The sequence below is a fragment of the Ktedonobacter robiniae genome (assembly GCF_016587375.1).
In the GTDB taxonomy this organism is placed as follows: Bacteria; Chloroflexota; Ktedonobacteria; order Ktedonobacterales; family Ktedonobacteraceae; genus Ktedonobacter; species Ktedonobacter robiniae.
In genome coordinates, this window is the sequence record NZ_BNJG01000002.1 from 1,900,955 (window position 1) to 1,919,178 (window position 18,224).

Below are 18,224 nucleotides of genomic sequence, written 5' to 3' on the forward strand. Positions count from 1 at the left end.
GTTGCCTCTCGCTAGAAGCGTACGTGTATTGATAGCTTTGAGGCCAGAAGACGATCGAGGAAAGCCTGTCACTGTTCTGAGGGTGAGGCTGGTTTTCTCATGGTCTTGTGAGGATGAAGGTCGTTTCGTCATTCATCAAAGGCCCAGCAGACACGGGCAGCGGCGTCAACGTTTCCGAAACCATGCATGGGAGAATACCGTTGCTTGATTCCCCGATGATCTTGCTCCAAGCGATTGTTGAGGTATGTGTTCGTCCGATGCTGCACGTGTTTGCCCAAGGTTTCACACCCCGCTCGTGGATAGGAGGTATGGCCATGCGTTATCACTCGTTCCGGCGTATGGCCAACAACGGCGAGAGCCTGCTTGAAAAACCGCTGAGCGGTCCCCATGTTCCGTTTCTCACTTAGGTGCGAATCCACTACTAGTTAGTCCAGATTGTTATTGATAACAGGATAGAGATCTTGAAGCTTTACCCGAGCATGGTTGCAAGTAAATTGCCAGGAAATGGTACAACGCAGAGCATTGCGCTCTGCCTCCAATGCCGCCATGCGCTGGCGCAACTCTGTCAGACTTCGCACACGACGTGAGAGGCAACCACGAGCAAAGATACTGATCTCAATTTCTGCCATGTTGAGCCAACTGCCATGTTTGGGTGTGGAATGAAACTCAACCCGCTGCAAAATGCGCCTGGCCTCTGCAGGCTCAAAGGCTTCGTAGAGAGCCGCTGGAGTATGGGTATTGAGATTACCTGCACGAGGCGGATATACTCAGCGTGTGGATTCCATCAGTTCCAGCACCGTCTGGTGCGCTCATCAACCACCGCCAAAGCGGCGCACCGTGTTGCCAGGGTTTGAGTTCGTTTTTTTCAGGAGCTGGCGAATGGTTTCTGGCGAGATGGATTCGACAAATTCCAGTTCGACGGCTTTGCCTGCCAACAAGCGCAGCGTCCAATGGTCATGCCCATCGGGGACTGCAAAAGAGGCAAGAAAAGCGCCACTTTTTGATCTCTTCGCTCTCTCAGAATATGGCATATGCTGAGCAAGCTTCTCAAACACTCTTATGCTACTTGAGTTAACATCCAGAATGCGCAACGCTTGGTATTGACCGTCGCCACTCAGTCGGCTCCTTTGCCCTGACGGAAAAAACTAATCTTGTGGTCTTTGAAAAAAACAATACGTTCTCAGTCTTCTTTGCCGAGAATATATCCTTGGGAGAGCAAATGCTCTAGCGGGAGAAACCGTGGGGTTGGTAAGTCACTCCAGGAGAACCATCCGACTTCTGACATCTCACGAGCAGATTTGACCCGTGCTTCTCCAGAAGCATACGTTCCCTCCATCCAAATGGTCACGTAATGCTTTCCTTCCTCCTCAAAGATATCGTTGGTGATCGTGCGAAAGGTAAGGTTGGTAATCAGCACCCCAACCTCTTCTTCAGCTTCACGAATGGCGCACTCCTCTGGTGATTCACCGTACTCTAAATGGCCTCCAGGCATGGACCAGGTTCCATCTCCATGAGAGTTTTGGCGCTTCATGAGAAGGACATGATCACCCTTTCTGATAATCACGCCAATACCTACTGAGGGTCGTTCTGCCATAAGCTTTTCCTCCACCATCTGTTTTTTAATATGTTTGCCCTCGTCAATCGCCTGTACAGGCCCTACGAGCTAAGAATACTTAATTCTTGTGCTAAAAACAAGTGCAGACCATATTATCGCCACTGTGACGCAATTGCTCGCCTCAAAACGGCATGTAACAAAGAAAACTCCTTCAGTTTTTCTGTACTATGTTTTGAGACGAGGTTATTCTAATTCATGGCGCATTTCTCCCAGATAACTTGTCCATATTGGCCCGGGAAGCGCTTTCAACAAATTGGTCTCTCGTATAAACTGGCATGGCATTTTACCTCATGTATTCATCGCTAGTGAGATTCGATAAAACGACCAATGTTTCTCTCATAAAATGGCGCGCCTCTCCCGAAAGCGGCTTCTGGAGCAGTACGAGTCCATGTAAGCATAAAGTGGCGCAAAACTGAAAAGAGAGATGCGTGATTGGTGCCCTCTGCCATCAATACCAATCTGCGGAAAATCCTCTTCTCCTCTCACCTTTTTGCGCTCATCGATGCGGCTACCGCCCTCTTCCCAAATTTGCTGATCATTCGCGATGAGTTTGGGATTAATTGAGTGTCCTAGAGGTGAAAGGGGATTGACCCCTCTCGCATATTGAATTTGAAGAGGAAAGGACACTATCTTATGCGCAACATTATCGAATATACTCTCGTCTCGTTAGACGGCGTCTACGCCGGAGCAGCCATCTCAAGATTTTCTGAATACCGCGACGACGAGGCGTATATGCAGGACGGATTGGACCAAGCGCTCTCTTGCGGCGCGTTGTTGATGGGCCGCACGACGTACGAGGGCTTTGCCAAGATTTGGCCGAGACGCACCGACCCGTGGGCTGACAGGATCAATGCCATGCCAAAGTATGTCTTCTCGTCGACGTTGGAAAAAGCCGACTGGAACAACTCAACCATCGTTCGAGGTGATGTGGTCGCTGAAGTAACCAAACTCAAGCAGCAAGAAGGACGTAATCTTCTCATCTATGGGCATGGTCTTCTCGCAGAGACGTTGCTCAAGCACCACTTGCTCGACGCCCTCGGTCTCTCGATCTTTCCGTTTGTTCTCGGGCAGGGGAAGCAGCTCTTCCGGCAGGGCGAAACCGCCACATTGAAGCTTGTTACGACAAAGAGCTTCTCGAAAGGCATTGTCAAGCTTACCTATGAACCACACTCCTGATGGTTTTTCGGCTTTGCGCATCTCCATCAGGAGTGGAACGTCAGTATTGTAGTGAACGAGGGATGTTCGAGCCGCACTCATTCACCTTTGAGTACGTGTGGCAGGGTGGGCGGCAGGGCAAAGAATGAGAGGCTGGACAACTCTAGGAACGCGACCATGCTGACAATCTGGGTGCCCTCCACATCCAGAACCACCATGCCAAAAAGCTGAGAGTCGTCTGCCCCAGCCTCCCGCCGATAGAGGCCGAACGCTGGACAGCCATTGGCGCGCGTTGGAAGCAGATGCCATTGTCGGCAGGGAGGAAACAGACTCGTCTGGAACAGTGTGGCGATAGCCGCTCTTCCCTGGACCCATGCGGGAAGCGGCGGCATGGTGAACCAAGCATCCTCTCGCAGCAGCGCCACGAGACCGGGGATGTCTGCTTGCTCCCAGAGGGTCACATAGCGGTCAAGAAGCTCTTGTAACTGGGGGCGAGGCAGAATCATCTCCGCCTCGCTTCCGACGTTGCGCTGGCGCAAAGCACGTCGAGCACGCTGCAAGGCGGAATTGACAGCGGGAACCGAGAGGTTGAGCCATTCGGCGACTTCGGAGGCCTCCCACTCCAGCACCTCACGCAAGAGCAAAATAGCCCGTTGCACTGGCGTTAAGTGCTGCAGCGCCATCAGAAAGGCCAGGGTGATTCGTTCGCTCCTCTCCGCACGATCTTCGGGATCAGCCCCGGGATCTGCGAGCAGATCATCGGGAAACGGCTCCAGCCAGATCGGCTCCCGCAGCCGTGGTGGTGCAGGACTGCTGGGATCGCTCGGTGGATGGGTTTCTGATGGCAAGAGCCGTCGAGGAGCGCGCGCGAGCCGATTGAGGCAGAGATTGGTGGCGATGCGGTACAACCAGGCACGGTAGGATTCCGGGCTGGTGAGCGTCGCACGTTTCTCCCATGCTCGCAGCAGGGTCTCTTGCACCAGATCTTCGGCGTCGGAGAGCGAGCCGAGCATCCGATAACAATGTACGAGCAGTTCACGCCGATATACGCCCACCAGGGTCTCGAACGCCTTCTGATCACCCGTTTGAGCGGCGAGCACCAGAGCGATTTGGGTTGGTGTCTCCATGACAATACCTCTTCCTCTCGGGAGATCCGCGTTATCTCGTTCAGGATGCCCGACTGGCGATTGGAGCATCGATGCTGGAGAGAGCAAGTATACCTGAAATGGGCCAAAAGTGCGACCATTTTCACGCACTTTCTGGTTCTTCCCACAGGTTACGCAACGAGGTGTTCCCTCAAAGGTCTGAAATGAGGGTTCAGAGGGGAAAGCTCATCAGGTAAAAAATCCAAGTTGACAATATCCCGCAGAGTGTCACTCTCGCCTTACGCGTTGAAAGGCACAACCCAGAAGGAAAGCTCGCACCCGCCTTCGGGGAGGTTGCGCGCAGCGATGCTCCCACCATGTCGCGCCACCAGTTCCTTACAGATGTAGAGACCCAAACCCGTTGACTTCTTGGGCGTGCCCTCTCGCTCTACCTCTCCGGCTGAGCGATGATAGTACTTGTCGAAGATATGCGGCAGGTCCTGCACATTAATGCCCGGCCCGCTATCGCCCAGACAGAAGCCGAGCACACTTCTATTCCAGGCCCAAGCGAGCGAGATCATTCCCCCCGCGGGCGTGAAGCGCAACGCATTCTCGAAGAGGTTGTCCAGCACTTGCCCAATGCGCTGCATATCCAGTCCAGCCCTACCTTCTAGCCCTGGCAGCTTGTCCACATGGTAATGGAAGGTGATACCATATTCGGCGCAGCGCAAGGTATAGCTCTCGGCCTTGCGTGCCAATTCGTCCTCCGGGTCAATCGGACGCGGCTGAAGGGTGAAGCCGCTCTGTTCAAGGGAGACGGCGGTCAGCATCAAGCTGAGAAGCTGATTAAGTTGCTGTACGCCCTCTTCCAGCGCGGGCAGATAACGTTCCAAGCGTTGCGCACGCTTCTCTGGTCGCGCGCTCGCCAGGCTCTCAATGTGTCCCTGAAGAATGGTCACGGGCGTACGCAGATCATGCGAGAGGGTAGCAACCATCTCGCGCGCCTCCTCCTCCCTAGTCCACTCCTGTAGCAACGAGGACTGTAGCTGATTGCTAAGCTCGTTGAAAGCCCGGCAGAGGTCGCCAAGCTCGTCGGGTCTGTTGTAGGAGATGGCGAAGTTGAGGTCTTGCCGCTTGATCTTCTTTACAGCAGCCTTGAGTTCGCGCAACGGCGGACCATACCAGCTTGCCAGCCGTCGCCCAAACAAGACGGTCGTCACCAGGAGAGTAACAAGCGAGATCAGGATAGGAGCCAGGAAAAGCATACTCCGCAGAAGACTGACATACCACGCTAAATCCTCTCTATAGTCGTACGCCACGCGGACAAGCTGTAGGACCAGAAGCACCTCGACATAGACCGAGAGCAAGAGGATGATGCCCAGCGCGCTTAGTACGTAGAAGAAGAAGAGCTTCTTGATATCTGTGTGACGCTCGGTTCCCATTTATAGCCCACTCCCCAAATCGTCTTGATGTACACACGGAGTACATCGACTCTTGCCAATTTACTCCGGATGCGCTTGATATGCTCGGTTACGGTCTCCAGGTAACTCTCCGTGTCGTCCTGCCAGACTCGATCAAAGATCACATCGCGCGCGAAGACCTGCCCCGCATGGCGAGCCAGGAGGCAGAAGTACCTCGAACTCCTTGCGACTCAAGGCAAGAGAGGTGGTCCCAGAGGAGACCTCGTGCCGCTCCATGTCAATGCTCAGCCCTCCGCTCTTGAGCAGCGCCATCCGCCTCTTCGGCTGCCTGTAGCGCTGCTCTCGCCTGAGATGCGCCTGCACTCGCGCGAGCAACTCACGGATGCTAAACGGCTTCATAATGTAGTCATCCGCACCCACACCAAAGCCCTGCACCTTATCAGCGTCGCTCTGCCTCGCACTGATGATCAGGATAGGGATGTGGAGATCCTCGCGCAGCACACGACAGACGCTAAAGCCATCCAGCCCTGGGAGTCCGATGTCAAGCAGGACCAGGTCAATCTGCTTCTCCCTCGCGAGCTTGAGCGCGTTCAGGCCATCTTCCGCGCTCAATACCGTATAGCTGGCATCCTCCAACGCATCTCGCACAAACTGAAGGATACTCTTTTCATCTTCGACCAGCAGTATTGTAGTCATAGCCTTCCCGTTCATTGGAAAAGCCAGACATGCGGGCGCGCATATATCCGGCGTTCCATAGTGTCATGTGAGCCTATTACGCAGAGTGTATCACATTTCCTTGCTCGCGTCGCTCGAACCAGAGGAGGCTTGCGAGCACGATCGCCAGCAACAGGAAGAGCGTTGCAACGAACACCGCATATATCAGATGCAGACCGGGCTGAACAGAGGGCGTGGTGAAATCCCCATGAAACTCGCTCCATATTGCTGTCAGCAGCATGTACAGGCGCAACGGCCAGGCCCAGGGGATGTAGACCCAGACACTCTCTCCCATGGAGGTAGCACCCAGCAAAGGACCGAGCAGCAGACCAACAGCCCCCAGGCCAATCGCCATTCCCATTCCCTTCGCGGTCGCAGCCCACATGTAGAGGACTTGCAATGGCAAGGTAAAGAGTGCAGTCCCCAGACCAAGCAGCAGGATCACGTTCCACGGCACCGCGCCCTGAACATGCAACAAGACGCCTGCTAGGACCAGCACGACGCTCAGGATCAGCGTATGGATGAGCAGGTGCGCCGCCTGGACGAGAAACTTAGCTCCCAGCAGCATCGCGGGCGCGACTGGACGGACCAGCAACGCTTGCCAGTTGTTCTCTTGCATATCTAGATTGGCGGCGAGTGCGGCCTGAAGGGCTACACCCCCGGCGGGCCAGAGAGAGCCATGCGCCAAAGGTAAACTGAAGCATGTTGTTCCAGTCCAGGCGGTACGAGACTGTCAGATACCAGCCCATGCCCAACATACAGACAAGCGGGAAGAGCAGCGTGAGCCACAGGGCAGGCGTGTGCCGCTGCTTGAGCCATTCGGAAGCCAATGCACGTAGTTCACCTCCTTGCGCACGAACCAGAACGCGCCCACGATGGCGAAGAGCACATAGCCAACCAGCGCGATGCCTACTATCGGCAGGACTGGCATCTGCCAGAGCGGATCATGTGCTTGCAGCGGAATACCATTGGGCCGCACTCCCAATCGAGATGCCACTTGTTTCCCAGCTTACCAGAGCGATACTTGAGTATATTGGCAGACTGCTGACCGAATTTGAGGCACCACTGGCGAATTGTTTCATAGGTCATGCTGATTCCACGTTCAGCCATGATCTCTTCGAGATCACGGAAACTGAGCGAGAAGCGAAAATACAGCCACACGCAGTGACCAATAATCTCAGGTGGGAAGCGGAACCCTTTGTAAGGGGAAACAGATGATGGTTTCATCCCATCAGTATGTCAGAAATTTTCGTTTGTTAGCAAGTTGACAATACCTCGCCTGGAGCGAGAGCGGGGAAATCGGGCATCCAGCTGATTTCCCCGCTCACACCCCTTACTCTAGAGCAAAGTGGCATTCACGCACCTCTCCATGCAGAGGCTCTAGCCAGGGAAATCAGCTGGAACCCCGTGCATGCCGAGCGTGAGCGAGAGTTCGCCGCCGTGATGCATATCATGCTCCATCACATGCCCGACGACCCAGGCGCGCGACAGGTAGATCTGTTTGCCGTCCAACTCATCGGGGAAGGTTTGTTGCATGTCGGCGGGACTCCAGCGAGCCAGGCAATTCGCCATGAGTTGCCAGGTGTGGTCGAGACCCTGAGCCAGTTCGGCTGCGGTTAGGATGGGTGTCCCCTGTCGCAGCGCAACCTCGTTTCGCTTCAGGTACGCACTCATCTCCTCGCCAAACTCTTCTCCCAGGGTTATGATGAACCAGCCGATACGGGCACCGATGATGTGCATGGCGTTCTCGCCAACGGAGCGCAGGTGAGGCGTGGCACGCAGCGCAAGCTGTTCAGCCGTGAGCGGAGCAATCGCCCCTTTGATGTGCTCCTGATACTCTTTCCAGATAGTGTAGTATGTCGTGAGCGTAAAGTTGTCTTCAGCCATAGAATGGGCTCCTTTTTGCTTCTTTTCTCTTAGATTACCACGGAAAGCGGGCATAAACTGCCCGCTTTCCGTGGTTCTGATAAAAAACCGGGTCAACGGCATGCTCCGCGATCGGCTCAATACCCTCACCCGCAAGACCCATGCCTTTGCCAAACGGGACGCTACCTGGGATGCCCTGGTCCACCTGCAGCTTTTTGAACACAACTGGATACACCCTCATCGCGCATTACGTCTCCCAATGCCTGCGGAGTTGCGACGCTATCAGCCACGCACTCCTGCCATGGCCTTGAGACTCACCGACCATCCCTGGTCCTGGATTGCGTTCTTGACCACTTCTCTCTACACCACTCCTAAATAGAGTCACTACCTGATCCTTATTAGGATCAAGAAAAACATTGTATACTTGCGCTTATCAAATTACGAATTCTTAGAAGTGTACAATGAAAGGAAATCTCCTACCAGGATAGCTACCGGACATTCTCAGCCCACTTTGCCCCAAGCGCTTTACATGCCGATTCTCTTCGTTTATACTGTATTTGTGTTGCTGTATATAGATCGCTACCTGCAAGCAATTCAGGAGGGATGAATTATCTCCATGCGTTTTGGGAATCGTTTGCGTCAGGAACGATTGCGCCGTCATTTGTCGCAAGAGGCTTTAGCTGAGGCGCTTGCCCTCTCTGCCAGGAGTATCCGCCGTTGGGAGCAAGGACAGGCGCTTCCCCAAGCCTCTGTCCGGCTCCAACTCAGTCGCTTTTTCGGACTACGTCTTGAAGAGTTGTTTGGAGATCAGGAGACCCAGGCCCCTCTCACTCCTCTGTGGTGTGTTCCCTATCCACGCAACCCCTTCTTCACTGGTCGAGATGACATCCTCGCGGTACTCCACACCTCTCTCTCCATCAATCAGGAGGCTGCGTACACCCAGGTATACGCGCTTCATGGACTGGGGGGCGTCGGCAAGACGCAGATCGCGCTAGAGTATGCCTATCGGTCTGCTCGGGAGTATCGCGCGATCTTCTGGGTCAGGGCGGAGACCGCCGAGAGCATTGCCTTCGATGTACGGCACTTTGCCGAGGTGCTCCAATTGCCAGAACAGGACGACAAGGATCGGCAACGTGTTATCATGGCAGTCCGAAACTGGCTGACGCTGCATGATCAATGGCTACTCATCTGTGATAATGTAGAAGACCTGAACGTGTTAGATCACGTTCTTCCAGCTGTACGACACGGGGCGACCCTCCTGACGACACGCTTGCAGACTCTGGGAACACGTGGACGAAGCATTCATCTCTCGCCCATGGAACACGAGGAAGGGATGCTGTTGCTGTTACGTCGTGCCAAAGTGCTGGAGGCGGAAGCCACCAGCGAACAGATACGCCAACTAGCTGCGCGATCGCCTTCCCAGTATGAGGCGGCGACGGAACTGTTCACAGTCATGGGAGGATTGCCTCTGGCGCTTGATCAAGCAGGAGCCTACCTGGAAGAAACGCAGTGTGGACTGCCTGCTTACCTGGAACTCTTTTCTACCCGACGAACTCTTCTGCTCCAGCGGCGAGGAGAGGGGGTGCAGGATCACCCTGCATCCGTTTCCACCACATTCACCCTGGCTATCATGGCGACAGCTGAACGTCACCCGGCAGTATTGGATCTTTTACGCGTCTGTGCGCTGCTGCAGCCGGATGCTATTCCCGAAGAGCTCTTTCGCCAGGAGGCTGAGTATCTCGGAGAAACACTGAAAGCTGTGAGTCGCGAAGCGCTGGACTGGAATCAGGTGGTTGCGGCTGCGTGTTCTTATTCCCTGCTCTCGCGTCAGGCAGAAGCACAGGCATTTTCGATCCATCGGCTCGTGCAGGCGATTCTCCTGGATTCTCTGACAGAGGCAGAGCGAGAAGAGTGGAACCTGCGAGTTCTTCACGCTCTTGACGTTATATTCCCTGAAATATCAGCAATAACGGAGTACTCCATCTGGAAACAATGTGAGCGGCTGTTGCCGCATGCGCTCCTCTGTTTGCACCGAGTGGAAGCCGCTGAACGCTCCCTTGCCCTGGCTTCCTTAGCGTCCAAGGTAGCACAGTATTTACGTGAGCGTGGACAATATGGAGAAGCAGAGCCACTCTACCAGCGAGCGTTCCATATTCGGGAGCAGGTTCTGGGGCCAGCCCATCCCCAGGTAGTTACCTCGCTAAATAATCTAGCGGTCCTCTATTGGCGAGAGGGCAAATACGGGGAAGCAGAACCACTCTATCAGCGAGCGTTGTCTATTTTAGAGCAAGTTCCGGGAAGTGAGCATTTGCAGGTGGCTGGAGTGCTCACTAATCTGGCCAATCTCTACCGAGATCAGGGCAAATATGTGGAGGCAGAACCTCTCTGTCTGCGCTCATTACATGTATACGAGCAAGTCCTGGATCCTGATCATCTGCAGCTTGCTCTTCCGCTCAACAATCTGGCGACGCTCTATGCGTCTCAAGGCAAGTATACAGAGGCGGGGCCGCTCTTTCTGCGAGCATTACATATTTGGGAGCAGTCCCTAGGACCCGAGCATCCTGTAGTGGCTCAAGCCCTTCACAATCTGGCTGAACTCTACCGATATCAGGGCAAGTCTGTGGAGTCGGGACCACTCTTTCAGCGAGCGCTCTCTCTCCGAGAGCAACATCTTGGGTTGCATCATCCTGAGACAGCACAAACGTTGCACGACCTGGCACTGCTCTACCGAGATCAGGGCAAGTATGTGGAAGCGGAACCACTCTTTCAGAGAGCGTTACATATCTGGGAGCAGGCTTTGGGTCATGAGCATCTCTTGGCGGCCCAAGCCCTTCATAATCTGGCTGAACTTTATCGGTACCAGAGCAAATATGCGGAGGCGGAGTCGCTCTATCGGCGAGCGTTACGTATCAGCGAACAGAGCCAAGGAGCGGAGCATGGCTTGATGCCTCAGGTACTCACTGGGTTGGCGAACCTCTACTGTCATCAGGGGAAGTATGTGGAAGCAGAACCACTCTATCGACAAGCATTGCATATTCAAGAGCAGGTTCTGGGACCAACCCATCCTGAGACAGCAGAAACATTGCATGATCTAGGTATCTTTTTTCAGAAGCAGGGCGAACTGTACGAGGCGTTTTCCCTTGTTGAACGGGCCTTGGAGATTCGCTCGCAGTCTCTAGGAGAAGGCCATCCGAAAACGATGGCCACGCAAGCGCTCTATATTCAGCTCGTACAGGATCAAGAGCAGCGGAAAAAAGGCGTGTTTTCTCAACATTGTGGAGAAGAGACCTTGGACCAGGACCTATCTGCAAATTAACCGTTGGGAATGCACCACTCCTCTGGCACGACTGGAGTCGTCGGGTCCACCGGAGAGCCTGCATCCAGTTGGTGCGTCAGCAACACGTCACGGTCGAGGTCAAAGCTCCCACTTCTCCTGGCCTCGCTGTTAAGTCTGCGCCTCTCTCCCGGGCGCAGCGAGCGCATTCCCGACTCAGTTGGCAAGAGCGCTTCGCTCGCAATGCGCGGATTCCGGGAGCTTCCCAGATCACCATTCAGGTGTTTGGCATCCCATCAGCCTTCGCCGCCTTTCTCGGTTTGACAAGCGGGGAGCCAGACGCATCCAGGCTCCGGGTGAAGGAAATCATGCCTTGTTCAAGTGAATGAAGACGTGTATACTACTCTCAACAATACCTGAAAAAGAAAACACCTGCCATTTCTCATTGACAAGCTTACCTGGCTCTCTCTTCTACGAGATACTGACCTGTGAAGCGCTCGCGGCTTCCAACGCCGGTTTTCTGGACGGAGTTTTCTTGCTAAAAAATCGAAAAGAAGTCTCTTCTCCTCTCTCAAGCGGTGTTCTCATGAAAGAAGTTGATCTCGATGGACCACACTCTTCCTCACGATCGATCTGTTTTTGAAACCAGAATCAGACACGCTCGTACCCTGGGCGAGCAGGCGCTGAGAACTTCAGGCGCTCATCCGGATCTGCTGTTGAAAAGCCTCGTATCAGATCGAGCAGCCGATCAGCGATATGGAGTCATCCTTGTTGTACGTCCTCCCCTGAGTGTTGTTCAGCAAATTCTCGCGATCCAGCAGTACTTGAGGGCATATGAACCGCAGCAGTACTACTGAAGTCACCTTGTCAGATCAGCACCTCGTTGCGCAACTCGTGGGATTTTCAAGAGAAAGATGCAGTACAATCTTCCATCTACTGTTAAGCTCAGTCCGCTTCGGGAGGGGATAGTTGCTCGTCTGTCCGAAGATTCACCCAATTTACCAGGAACGCAAGGCTAGCTGTTAGTAAGTGCGAGGAGTGGGCAGGTTTTCGGGTGACTCTTGAGCACCTGGCGTGAAGAATGACAGGCGGAATCTTGAGCAGTACAACCATTCACCATATGAGAAGCCGCTCCCTATCCAGGATATCAGTGGGGAAAGTTGTACATAGATCTTTTCTCTCGACGTGCCAAGGCATCGAGATACCCAACTCCCTCTGGCACGTCATGTCTCCTTTCGCTACTGGACAAAGCAGGGTTCAAGAGTTTCCTCACAGCATATTCTCAGGTCACCTCAAAACCTCATTGGCAGTGGTGCGCCAAGAGAGCATGACGTTTCAAATCTGGAGGAGAACCATCATGGAGACAGCCAACACTCATGAAAAAAGCGCTATAGGGCGAGACCGAAGGATCACCCACTTCTCTAGCCGTAATACTCTGGCAACTTTTTCAATGCCTTCCACCCATCGCTATCATGTCCACAAACGACCAATGTCACCTTCTCCCGTTCTGCCAGGTATATCAGCTTTCGTGTGCTCGCGATGGTCCCATCCCTATCCATATCCATTGGCCCTGTCTCCCGATCTACACGCCAGAACTCTTTTCTCGTGACAGCATCGATTGCTAACAACACTGCACCTGTCTGTGGTAAATGGATCAGGACTGACTGATGACCCGGCACGTGACCGCTCGTATCAACTATATGCAATCCTGGAAACAATTCAACATCTCCATCAATCAGACGGTATTTTCTCCCAGGAAGATCCCAATGAATCCGACTACGGGCGAAACGCTCTAGCCCATGAAGAGCCGCCTCATGGTGTTTTCGCTGCACCACAAACTCTGCATTGGTGAACTCGCTATGATAGCCTATATGGTCTCGATCATAATGGGTACAGACAACTGTATCAATGTCTTCAGGCTCTAGACCTATCTCGGCAAGTTGCTCAACCACATTCCTCCCCCAAATAGGAGGCTGACCATCAGATTCCTCATGACTGAAAGGCAAGCCACTATCGACGAGCACATTCTTTCCATCTTTTGTCTGCACAAGATAGCAGCCAACCGGCCAATCAGGATCAGGTACCACTAATATGAAATACAAACGCTCTAGCGTTGAACCAGCCATTGTCGTGTTTAGACCTTTCTTCGTATTCCTATTTTGCATACTCATCTTTGGCGAAGGAGCGATCCGCAATGCGAGAACAGATCGATGCCCGAGACCAGGGACTAGCACCATGAGCCAGCCTCCAACAGGAGCGGGGGAAGCGAGCAGAACGGGCGGCTCAATCAGCCGCGCGACAAAGGACACAATTTACACCGTCTAGAAGAAGTATATCAGATAGGAAGCGGTTTTCCCAGGCACATCTGTCCTGGTGCCCACTCGTCGCACTGATTGCTCATCCGTCCCCCGAAAACCTGCTCACTCGTCGTGCTTATTACCACTAGTTTTGTTTCAATCTCCACATCTAACGAGCAAAAAGTATTGCAATGGCATTCTATGTTTGAGATGTGTTTAAATAGACCACATTAAGAAACGTATTCCTCTTGACTACCATAGAATACTCTACTATACTTCCTGTATGAGATATAGTAGAGTATTCTATAGTAGTTGGAACGAGAAATGTCTTATCGCAGCACCGAGCGCAGTGAGCAGCGGCGTCAACAAATGCGGCAAGTTCTGATTACTGCTACACGTGATCTTTTTGTGCGTCAGGGTTATAAAGCCACGACGATGCAACAGATTGTGCGAGAAGCTGATATCTCGATAAGCAACTGTTATTTCTATTTGCCTACCAAAGAAGCACTACTGAGGGCAGTGGTTGAAGCTTTTTCCACTTCTATCGGTCAGGCTATCGATATCACCATTGCTCATCTTCCCCTGGCCCTGAGCAACTCGCCGTTGGGCTTCCCAGAGCCGTCTGGGCTATGCTATCCCAGGCCGATCTCGTCCGTGTTTTATTTGCCGAAACCCAGCTCCCTGAGCTACGATTCACTGCTCTGCACTGCTTTCTTTTACGCCTCTCTTTTCAGTTTGCGCTGACCAGGACGGCAAAAACAGCATATGCGGCTGAGGAGATAAAGGTGCTATAAGTACGCTTGCTCTTCACTTCGAGTGCATCGAAGAATATCGATATATTTTGCTGCGTGTTTTCTGTAATGCGGTACACAGTAGTACAGCTCTTTGCGAAGGAGCAGAACAATGCAAGAAGAAAGATGCGCAACCTGTGGAAAGCACATCTCTCCTGGCGAGCTTGCTTGCTTGCAATGCCTGGAAGACCCCCGAGACCCTTCAAATGCTCGTTCCTCTTTTCAACAATGGTTCTCGCGCCGTACTTTTCTGGCAGGCGTAGGAGCAGGCTTGCTAGGCCTGGTTACCGCGCCCTGGAACGCTGTGCTCGCTCGTCCCCTGGGATCGCATACACACGTATCTATTGTGTCACGAGACCTTTCTTTCTGGAAAGCAGAAGGACGAGCCTTTGCCCAGCAACCTATTTTCGGTGATAAGTTTAGCACCAGCCAGGTGAAGCCTGGCCTGGTCCCTCTAGGAGGGGATTATTGGGATGGTCCCTATCCTGTGGGGAATCTCAGCAACTACTGGCTGAGCACCGAGAATGAGCATACTGGCAGCCTCACATCGCATGAGTTCGCTATTGATGCGAACTACCCATGGTTCAGTTTCCAAATAAGTGGTCATACAGACCTGAAGACCCATCGTCTCGAACTGCTCGTCAGGGTAACGGCAACCAATGTGGGGACCTTCGCAACGCAAACTAGCTCATATCCGTTGGTGACCGTACCTGGTCAGGGCAAATTCTACCGTATTTATCAGGCCACCGGTCATGGAACAGAGATCATGCGCCAGGAAGTGCTGAATGTGGGCTGGCTCGCTGGTGAACCAATACGTGTGCGCATCATTGATAACTCTACCCTGGGTCATATCAACATCTCTGATATCCATTTTCTCGCTGAGGCTCCCCAGGTGGCAGTCAATGGGGGAGCAGTGAACACGCCCCTGTGGGGGTGGGCGGATATCCATACCCATCCAGCCGCAAACCTGGCCTTTGGGAGCGCCATTTTCTGGGGTCAGCCAGATGGTCCTATCGATCAGGCCCTGGCCTGGTGTTCACCGCTGCATGGGGCAGATGGAACAGGCATTGTCTCTAACACTGGCCCATTGATGGCTGCGGCTGAGCAGAAAGGCTACGGCATAGATATTGGGCATGGAGTTGGTGGTTTCCCGCTCTTCGACGGGTGGCCAAAATTCACCACGATCATTCATCAGCAGATGTACATTGATTGGCTCAAGCGTTCCTATCAGGGCGGACTCCGCCTGATTGTCGCGCACGCCGTCAATAACGAGGCGCTGGCGAATGCATTTAACGCGCCCAGGGCATATGACGACATCACCATGGTAGAGGTACAGATTGCCGCGCTCAAAGCTCTGGCCTCCCGCCATAGTGATTGGATGGAGATTGCCTACACTCCCGCTGATGCGCGTCGGATTATTGGGGAAAACAAGCTCGTCATCGTGCTCGGCATCGAAGTAGACACACTGGGCGGCTTTGGAGATTCCAACACGTGTGTGGACGCGGATGTGCTGGCCTACCTTCAGCATGTGTACCATGATCTGGGTGTGCGTCATCTCTTCCCCATCCATGTGGCAAACAATGCCTTTGGCGGAACGCAGATGTACATGGAGCTCTTTAATGTAGACAATCATTATCTGCGTGGAAAGTATTATGAGGTGGAAGATGGTTCAGCCACAGGCGTACAGTTTCGCCTGGGCGAGGATACAGAGGCGGCAGTAACTATCGAGAGAGACCTGGGGGTGTATAATCCACCGGACTACTCCAAAATTCCTGGCGGACACGTCAATAGAGCCGGCCTCACCACCCACGGAAACTATATGATCCAGGCCATGATGAGCCTGGGCATAATCATTGATGTGGACCACATGTCGCAAAAGAGTGTCGATGGAGTCCTGGGCCTGGCTGAGCTCTACAATTATCCGGTAGTTCTGGGACATACAGGCTTCCGCGAACTGTCCTGGCAACGTGGAACAGAGACAAATAATAGCCATAAATACGCGCACGAAGGGTTAAAGACAGCGGCCACCATCCAGCGCATTCGGAACCTGGGAGGTGTCATCGCCCCGATCACCAACCAGGACGATATTCGCCCGGTGAGTGACGTCATCCCCTCGCTGACAGCTAAGGTCAACAACGATTGTGCTGGTTCAACCAAGACCTGGGCGCAATCCTACCTCTACGCCATCACCCACATGGGTGGTCAGGGGGTAGCCATTGGAACGGATGTCAACGGTTTTGCACGCTTCCCAGCCCCGCGCTTTGGCATGAACGCCGGTTACAACCTCGATTATAATATCAGTGGCTACGGACCCGATACTATCCGTAAACCCTTACGAGCGCAACAGGTCGCTGCGCAAAGCAACGGCGTGCACTACAATGCGCCAATCATCTCGCCTCGCCACTATCGCTTTGAGGGTGTCCTCCTGGGCGATGTGTACAACACGACCGATCAGGACATCTGGCAGGCCATGGGCCTCTATAACGCTGGCTTAAATCCCTGGACGAATGACACTATCCCTGACGCCACCAGGCCAGCCCTCAATTTCGCTAAAGGATTTTTTGCTACCAGTAAGAGCCAGTTAGATATCTTACCCGATCCACTCGACCTGAATTCTCCCTTTGAGGAGAAGACGGCCTTCCTGGTGAAAACAGGGCAACAACCCTCATCTTCTGATGCGCGACAGGTGCGAGATCTCTATCCCAAAGTGCTGGCCATCTGGCAGCGCTGGCAGGCCATGCAGGGCAATAACACGCCACTAACGCGCAGTTATGCTGGTCAACGCGACTTCGATATTAATATTGATGGGGTAGCGCACTACGGTATGCTGCCAGATATGCTTCAGGACCTCAAAAATGTCGGCCTTACCGATACTGACCTGATACCGCTGTTCCGCTCTGCCAATGACTATATTGTTATGTGGGAGAAGTGTGAGCAGCAGAAACAGCAAATCCAAATATAATTGGTTTGCCTCCTATGCTATGTAGTCTCACAGACGGGTAAAGACCCGAAAACACATGAGAAAGGCATACGGTGATGGCTGTTGCCAGGGCGGGCTCACATTATCACTGCACACTGTGGAGGCCTGCGAATCAGGAGTCTCTTTATGGTGTTCGAACTCTGCCTGATTGCTGCAAGCTCTGTCACGCGTGAGCGACCACATGGAGAGCCGGGCGAGGTGGTGCTCCTGCCCAAAGGCCAGCACGGTAAGCGCGTCATTGCGCCCAATCATCGGGGTAATGCCGAGCATTGCCCAGGCGTGTTGTGCTGCTTCTGGATCCGTTGACGAGAAGAAGAGGGTTTGCAGCAATACGTGAACTGACGTTGCTGCACGCAGGGCATCCTGCCCCATGTCGCGGTGGAGTGGGTAGTCCCCATAGTCCATGGTCATGAAGTTGACGGTGGCAAGGTGCAGATGTTGATTTCGAGTATCTGTAAGGAGGTGTTTGACCTGGGTGAAGGTTTCCTTATCAGGAAAGGTGGGATCATCCAGCCCGTAGGGCCCGACAGGGAGCGTATAGGAGATCGCGACGCCTTTATTACGAGGGTTGCGTTGGAGGGCTGCCAGGGCGTGATTGCGCTTCTCGATGGAATCGTTATGAGCAAAGAGGGCCTCTCCCTCGATATCCAGATCGATGGCGGTGGCATGATAGGCATCGAGAACAGACTGGTACTGTGCCTCAAGCTCTGAATCACTGCAGTGTTGCGCAAGCTCGGTGTCGCTTCCTCCCCCAAAGGCAAGAATCACATCTCCCGGGGCTGGTCCTCTCCGCAGCGCTTCAATCTCCTGATGTAGAAAGCCTGCTGTCGCAGCAATGCCTGTTGTTCCCCAGATAGCATGACAGTTCCCGCCGCCCATAAGAAAGCCAAGCGTAAAGTACGGACTCCGTGTTTGCTTGGCCAGTGCCTCCAGGTTGGGAGCCATATATGGCGTTGTGATTTCAAGATAGGGGGCAAAGACGTGCGCGGGGAGGGAAGAGGGATGTGACACTTGTTCTGTATGCGT

General features: G+C 53.5%; 18 protein-coding genes and 3 pseudogenes. 6 read left to right on the top strand and 15 right to left on the bottom strand.

What is annotated here, in order from left to right; all coding sequences use genetic code 11:
• Positions 1-68: 68 nt before the first annotated feature.
• The 4 genes and pseudogenes from JMJ04_RS29050 to JMJ04_RS29065 form a co-directional block, all read right to left on the bottom strand.
• A pseudogene (locus JMJ04_RS29050) lies at positions 69-422 on the bottom strand (DDE-type integrase/transposase/recombinase); the annotation flags it as partial.
• 155 nt (positions 423-577) lie between these two features.
• Positions 578-746: pseudogene (locus tag JMJ04_RS48945) on the bottom strand (transposase); the annotation flags it as partial.
• A gap of 66 nt (positions 747-812) precedes the next feature.
• Positions 813-1,031 (bottom strand): helix-turn-helix domain-containing protein, encoded by a 219-nt coding sequence (locus JMJ04_RS48950; RefSeq protein WP_201374542.1) that lies wholly within the window; start codon positions 1,029-1,031, stop codon positions 813-815.
• Positions 1,032-1,180: 149 nt separating this feature from the next.
• A complete protein-coding gene (locus JMJ04_RS29065; RefSeq protein WP_201373899.1) occupies positions 1,181-1,594 on the bottom strand; it encodes a nucleotide triphosphate diphosphatase NUDT15 in 414 nt (137 codons plus the stop codon).
• A gap of 456 nt (positions 1,595-2,050) precedes the next feature.
• Between JMJ04_RS29065 and JMJ04_RS48170 the strand changes: the two genes are divergently transcribed.
• A complete protein-coding gene (locus JMJ04_RS48170; RefSeq protein ID WP_268887382.1) occupies positions 2,051-2,179 on the top strand; it encodes a hypothetical protein in 129 nt (42 codons plus the stop codon).
• Positions 2,180-2,248: 69 nt separating this feature from the next.
• The gene (locus JMJ04_RS29070) at positions 2,249-2,791 is read left to right on the top strand and encodes a dihydrofolate reductase family protein (RefSeq protein ID WP_201373900.1); all 543 of its coding nucleotides are present in this window, start codon (positions 2,249-2,251) and stop codon (positions 2,789-2,791) included.
• A gap of 77 nt (positions 2,792-2,868) precedes the next feature.
• Here the strand turns inward: JMJ04_RS29070 and JMJ04_RS29075 are convergent, their stop codons facing one another.
• The 8 genes and pseudogenes from JMJ04_RS29075 to JMJ04_RS29105 all read right to left on the bottom strand — a co-directional run bounded on the left by JMJ04_RS29075 (position 2,869) and on the right by JMJ04_RS29105 (position 7,877).
• Complete coding sequence (locus JMJ04_RS29075; RefSeq protein WP_201373901.1) at positions 2,869-3,897, bottom strand: RNA polymerase subunit sigma-70; 1,029 nt, start codon at positions 3,895-3,897, stop codon at positions 2,869-2,871.
• Between the two features lie 257 nt (positions 3,898-4,154).
• Positions 4,155-5,297, bottom strand: coding sequence for a HAMP domain-containing sensor histidine kinase (locus JMJ04_RS29080; RefSeq protein ID WP_201373902.1), 1,143 nt, complete (start codon positions 5,295-5,297; stop codon positions 4,155-4,157).
• Positions 5,243-5,440: a winged helix-turn-helix domain-containing protein gene (locus JMJ04_RS48955; protein WP_420799513.1), complete on the bottom strand. Its 198-nt coding sequence runs from the start codon at positions 5,438-5,440 to the stop codon at positions 5,243-5,245. The genes JMJ04_RS29080 and JMJ04_RS48955 overlap by 55 nt, the downstream gene beginning before the upstream one ends.
• On the bottom strand, positions 5,430-5,972 hold the full coding sequence (locus tag JMJ04_RS29090; protein WP_201373903.1) for a response regulator transcription factor: 543 nt from the start codon (positions 5,970-5,972) through the stop codon (positions 5,430-5,432). The genes JMJ04_RS48955 and JMJ04_RS29090 overlap by 11 nt, the downstream gene beginning before the upstream one ends.
• 76 nt (positions 5,973-6,048) lie before the next feature.
• Complete coding sequence (locus tag JMJ04_RS29095) at positions 6,049-6,678, bottom strand: ABC transporter permease (RefSeq protein WP_201373904.1); 630 nt, start codon at positions 6,676-6,678, stop codon at positions 6,049-6,051.
• 45 nt (positions 6,679-6,723) lie between these two features.
• The gene (locus JMJ04_RS29100; protein ID WP_201373905.1) at positions 6,724-6,987 is read right to left on the bottom strand and encodes an ABC-2 family transporter permease; all 264 of its coding nucleotides are present in this window, start codon (positions 6,985-6,987) and stop codon (positions 6,724-6,726) included.
• Positions 6,975-7,217 (bottom strand): annotated as a pseudogene (locus JMJ04_RS46950) (IS6 family transposase); the annotation flags it as partial. The gene JMJ04_RS29100 and the pseudogene JMJ04_RS46950, both read right to left, overlap by 13 nt.
• 153 nt (positions 7,218-7,370) lie before the next feature.
• Positions 7,371-7,877 (bottom strand): DinB family protein, encoded by a 507-nt coding sequence (locus tag JMJ04_RS29105; RefSeq protein ID WP_201373906.1) that lies wholly within the window; start codon positions 7,875-7,877, stop codon positions 7,371-7,373.
• Positions 7,878-7,947: 70 nt separating this feature from the next.
• Between JMJ04_RS29105 and JMJ04_RS29110 the strand changes: the two genes are divergently transcribed.
• Together JMJ04_RS29110 and JMJ04_RS29115 are read left to right on the top strand one after the other, a co-directional pair.
• On the top strand, positions 7,948-8,235 hold the full coding sequence (locus tag JMJ04_RS29110; protein ID WP_236038465.1) for a hypothetical protein: 288 nt from the start codon (positions 7,948-7,950) through the stop codon (positions 8,233-8,235).
• A 237-nt stretch (positions 8,236-8,472) separates the two neighbouring features.
• On the top strand, positions 8,473-11,172 hold the full coding sequence (locus tag JMJ04_RS29115) for a helix-turn-helix domain-containing protein (RefSeq protein ID WP_201373907.1): 2,700 nt from the start codon (positions 8,473-8,475) through the stop codon (positions 11,170-11,172).
• Here JMJ04_RS29115 and JMJ04_RS29120 read toward each other — a convergent pair.
• Together JMJ04_RS29120 and JMJ04_RS29125 are read right to left on the bottom strand one after the other, a co-directional pair.
• Complete coding sequence (locus JMJ04_RS29120; RefSeq protein ID WP_201373908.1) at positions 11,169-11,357, bottom strand: hypothetical protein; 189 nt, start codon at positions 11,355-11,357, stop codon at positions 11,169-11,171. The genes JMJ04_RS29115 and JMJ04_RS29120 overlap by 4 nt on opposite strands.
• 1,194 nt (positions 11,358-12,551) lie before the next feature.
• The gene (locus JMJ04_RS29125) at positions 12,552-13,295 is read right to left on the bottom strand and encodes an N-acyl homoserine lactonase family protein (protein ID WP_236038466.1); all 744 of its coding nucleotides are present in this window, start codon (positions 13,293-13,295) and stop codon (positions 12,552-12,554) included.
• A gap of 456 nt (positions 13,296-13,751) precedes the next feature.
• On the opposite strand from JMJ04_RS29125, the gene JMJ04_RS29130 reads away from it, so the two are divergent.
• Together JMJ04_RS29130 and JMJ04_RS29135 are read left to right on the top strand one after the other, a co-directional pair.
• Positions 13,752-14,171, top strand: a complete 420-nt coding sequence (locus JMJ04_RS29130) for a TetR/AcrR family transcriptional regulator (protein WP_201373909.1) — start codon at positions 13,752-13,754, stop codon at positions 14,169-14,171.
• A 159-nt stretch (positions 14,172-14,330) separates the two neighbouring features.
• The gene (locus JMJ04_RS29135; RefSeq protein WP_201373910.1) at positions 14,331-17,180 is read left to right on the top strand and encodes a membrane dipeptidase; all 2,850 of its coding nucleotides are present in this window, start codon (positions 14,331-14,333) and stop codon (positions 17,178-17,180) included.
• A gap of 27 nt (positions 17,181-17,207) precedes the next feature.
• Here JMJ04_RS29135 and JMJ04_RS29140 read toward each other — a convergent pair whose 3' ends face one another.
• On the bottom strand, positions 17,208-18,209 hold the full coding sequence (locus tag JMJ04_RS29140; protein WP_201373911.1) for a glycoside hydrolase family 18 protein: 1,002 nt from the start codon (positions 18,207-18,209) through the stop codon (positions 17,208-17,210).
• Between the last annotated feature and the right edge of the window lie 15 nt (positions 18,210-18,224).

Excerpts from the sequence above, each read along its gene's own strand:
- JMJ04_RS48950 (WP_201374542.1), bottom strand. The coding sequence starts at position 1,031 with ATGCCATATTCTGAGAGAGCGAAGAGATCAAAAAGTGGCGCTTTTCTT.
- JMJ04_RS29065 (WP_201373899.1), bottom strand. The coding sequence starts at position 1,594 with ATGGCAGAACGACCCTCAGTAGGTATTGGCGTGATTATCAGAAAGGGT.
- JMJ04_RS29070 (WP_201373900.1), top strand. The coding sequence starts at position 2,249 with ATGCGCAACATTATCGAATATACTCTCGTCTCGTTAGACGGCGTCTAC.
- JMJ04_RS29075 (WP_201373901.1), bottom strand. The coding sequence starts at position 3,897 with ATGGAGACACCAACCCAAATCGCTCTGGTGCTCGCCGCTCAAACGGGT.
- JMJ04_RS29080 (WP_201373902.1), bottom strand. The coding sequence starts at position 5,297 with ATGGGAACCGAGCGTCACACAGATATCAAGAAGCTCTTCTTCTTCTAC.
- JMJ04_RS29090 (WP_201373903.1), bottom strand. The coding sequence starts at position 5,972 with ATGACTACAATACTGCTGGTCGAAGATGAAAAGAGTATCCTTCAGTTT.
- JMJ04_RS29105 (WP_201373906.1), bottom strand. The coding sequence starts at position 7,877 with ATGGCTGAAGACAACTTTACGCTCACGACATACTACACTATCTGGAAA.
- JMJ04_RS29115 (WP_201373907.1), top strand. The coding sequence starts at position 8,473 with ATGCGTTTTGGGAATCGTTTGCGTCAGGAACGATTGCGCCGTCATTTG.
- JMJ04_RS29125 (WP_236038466.1), bottom strand. The coding sequence starts at position 13,295 with ATGCAAAATAGGAATACGAAGAAAGGTCTAAACACGACAATGGCTGGT.
- JMJ04_RS29130 (WP_201373909.1), top strand. The coding sequence starts at position 13,752 with ATGTCTTATCGCAGCACCGAGCGCAGTGAGCAGCGGCGTCAACAAATG.
- JMJ04_RS29135 (WP_201373910.1), top strand. The coding sequence starts at position 14,331 with ATGCAAGAAGAAAGATGCGCAACCTGTGGAAAGCACATCTCTCCTGGC.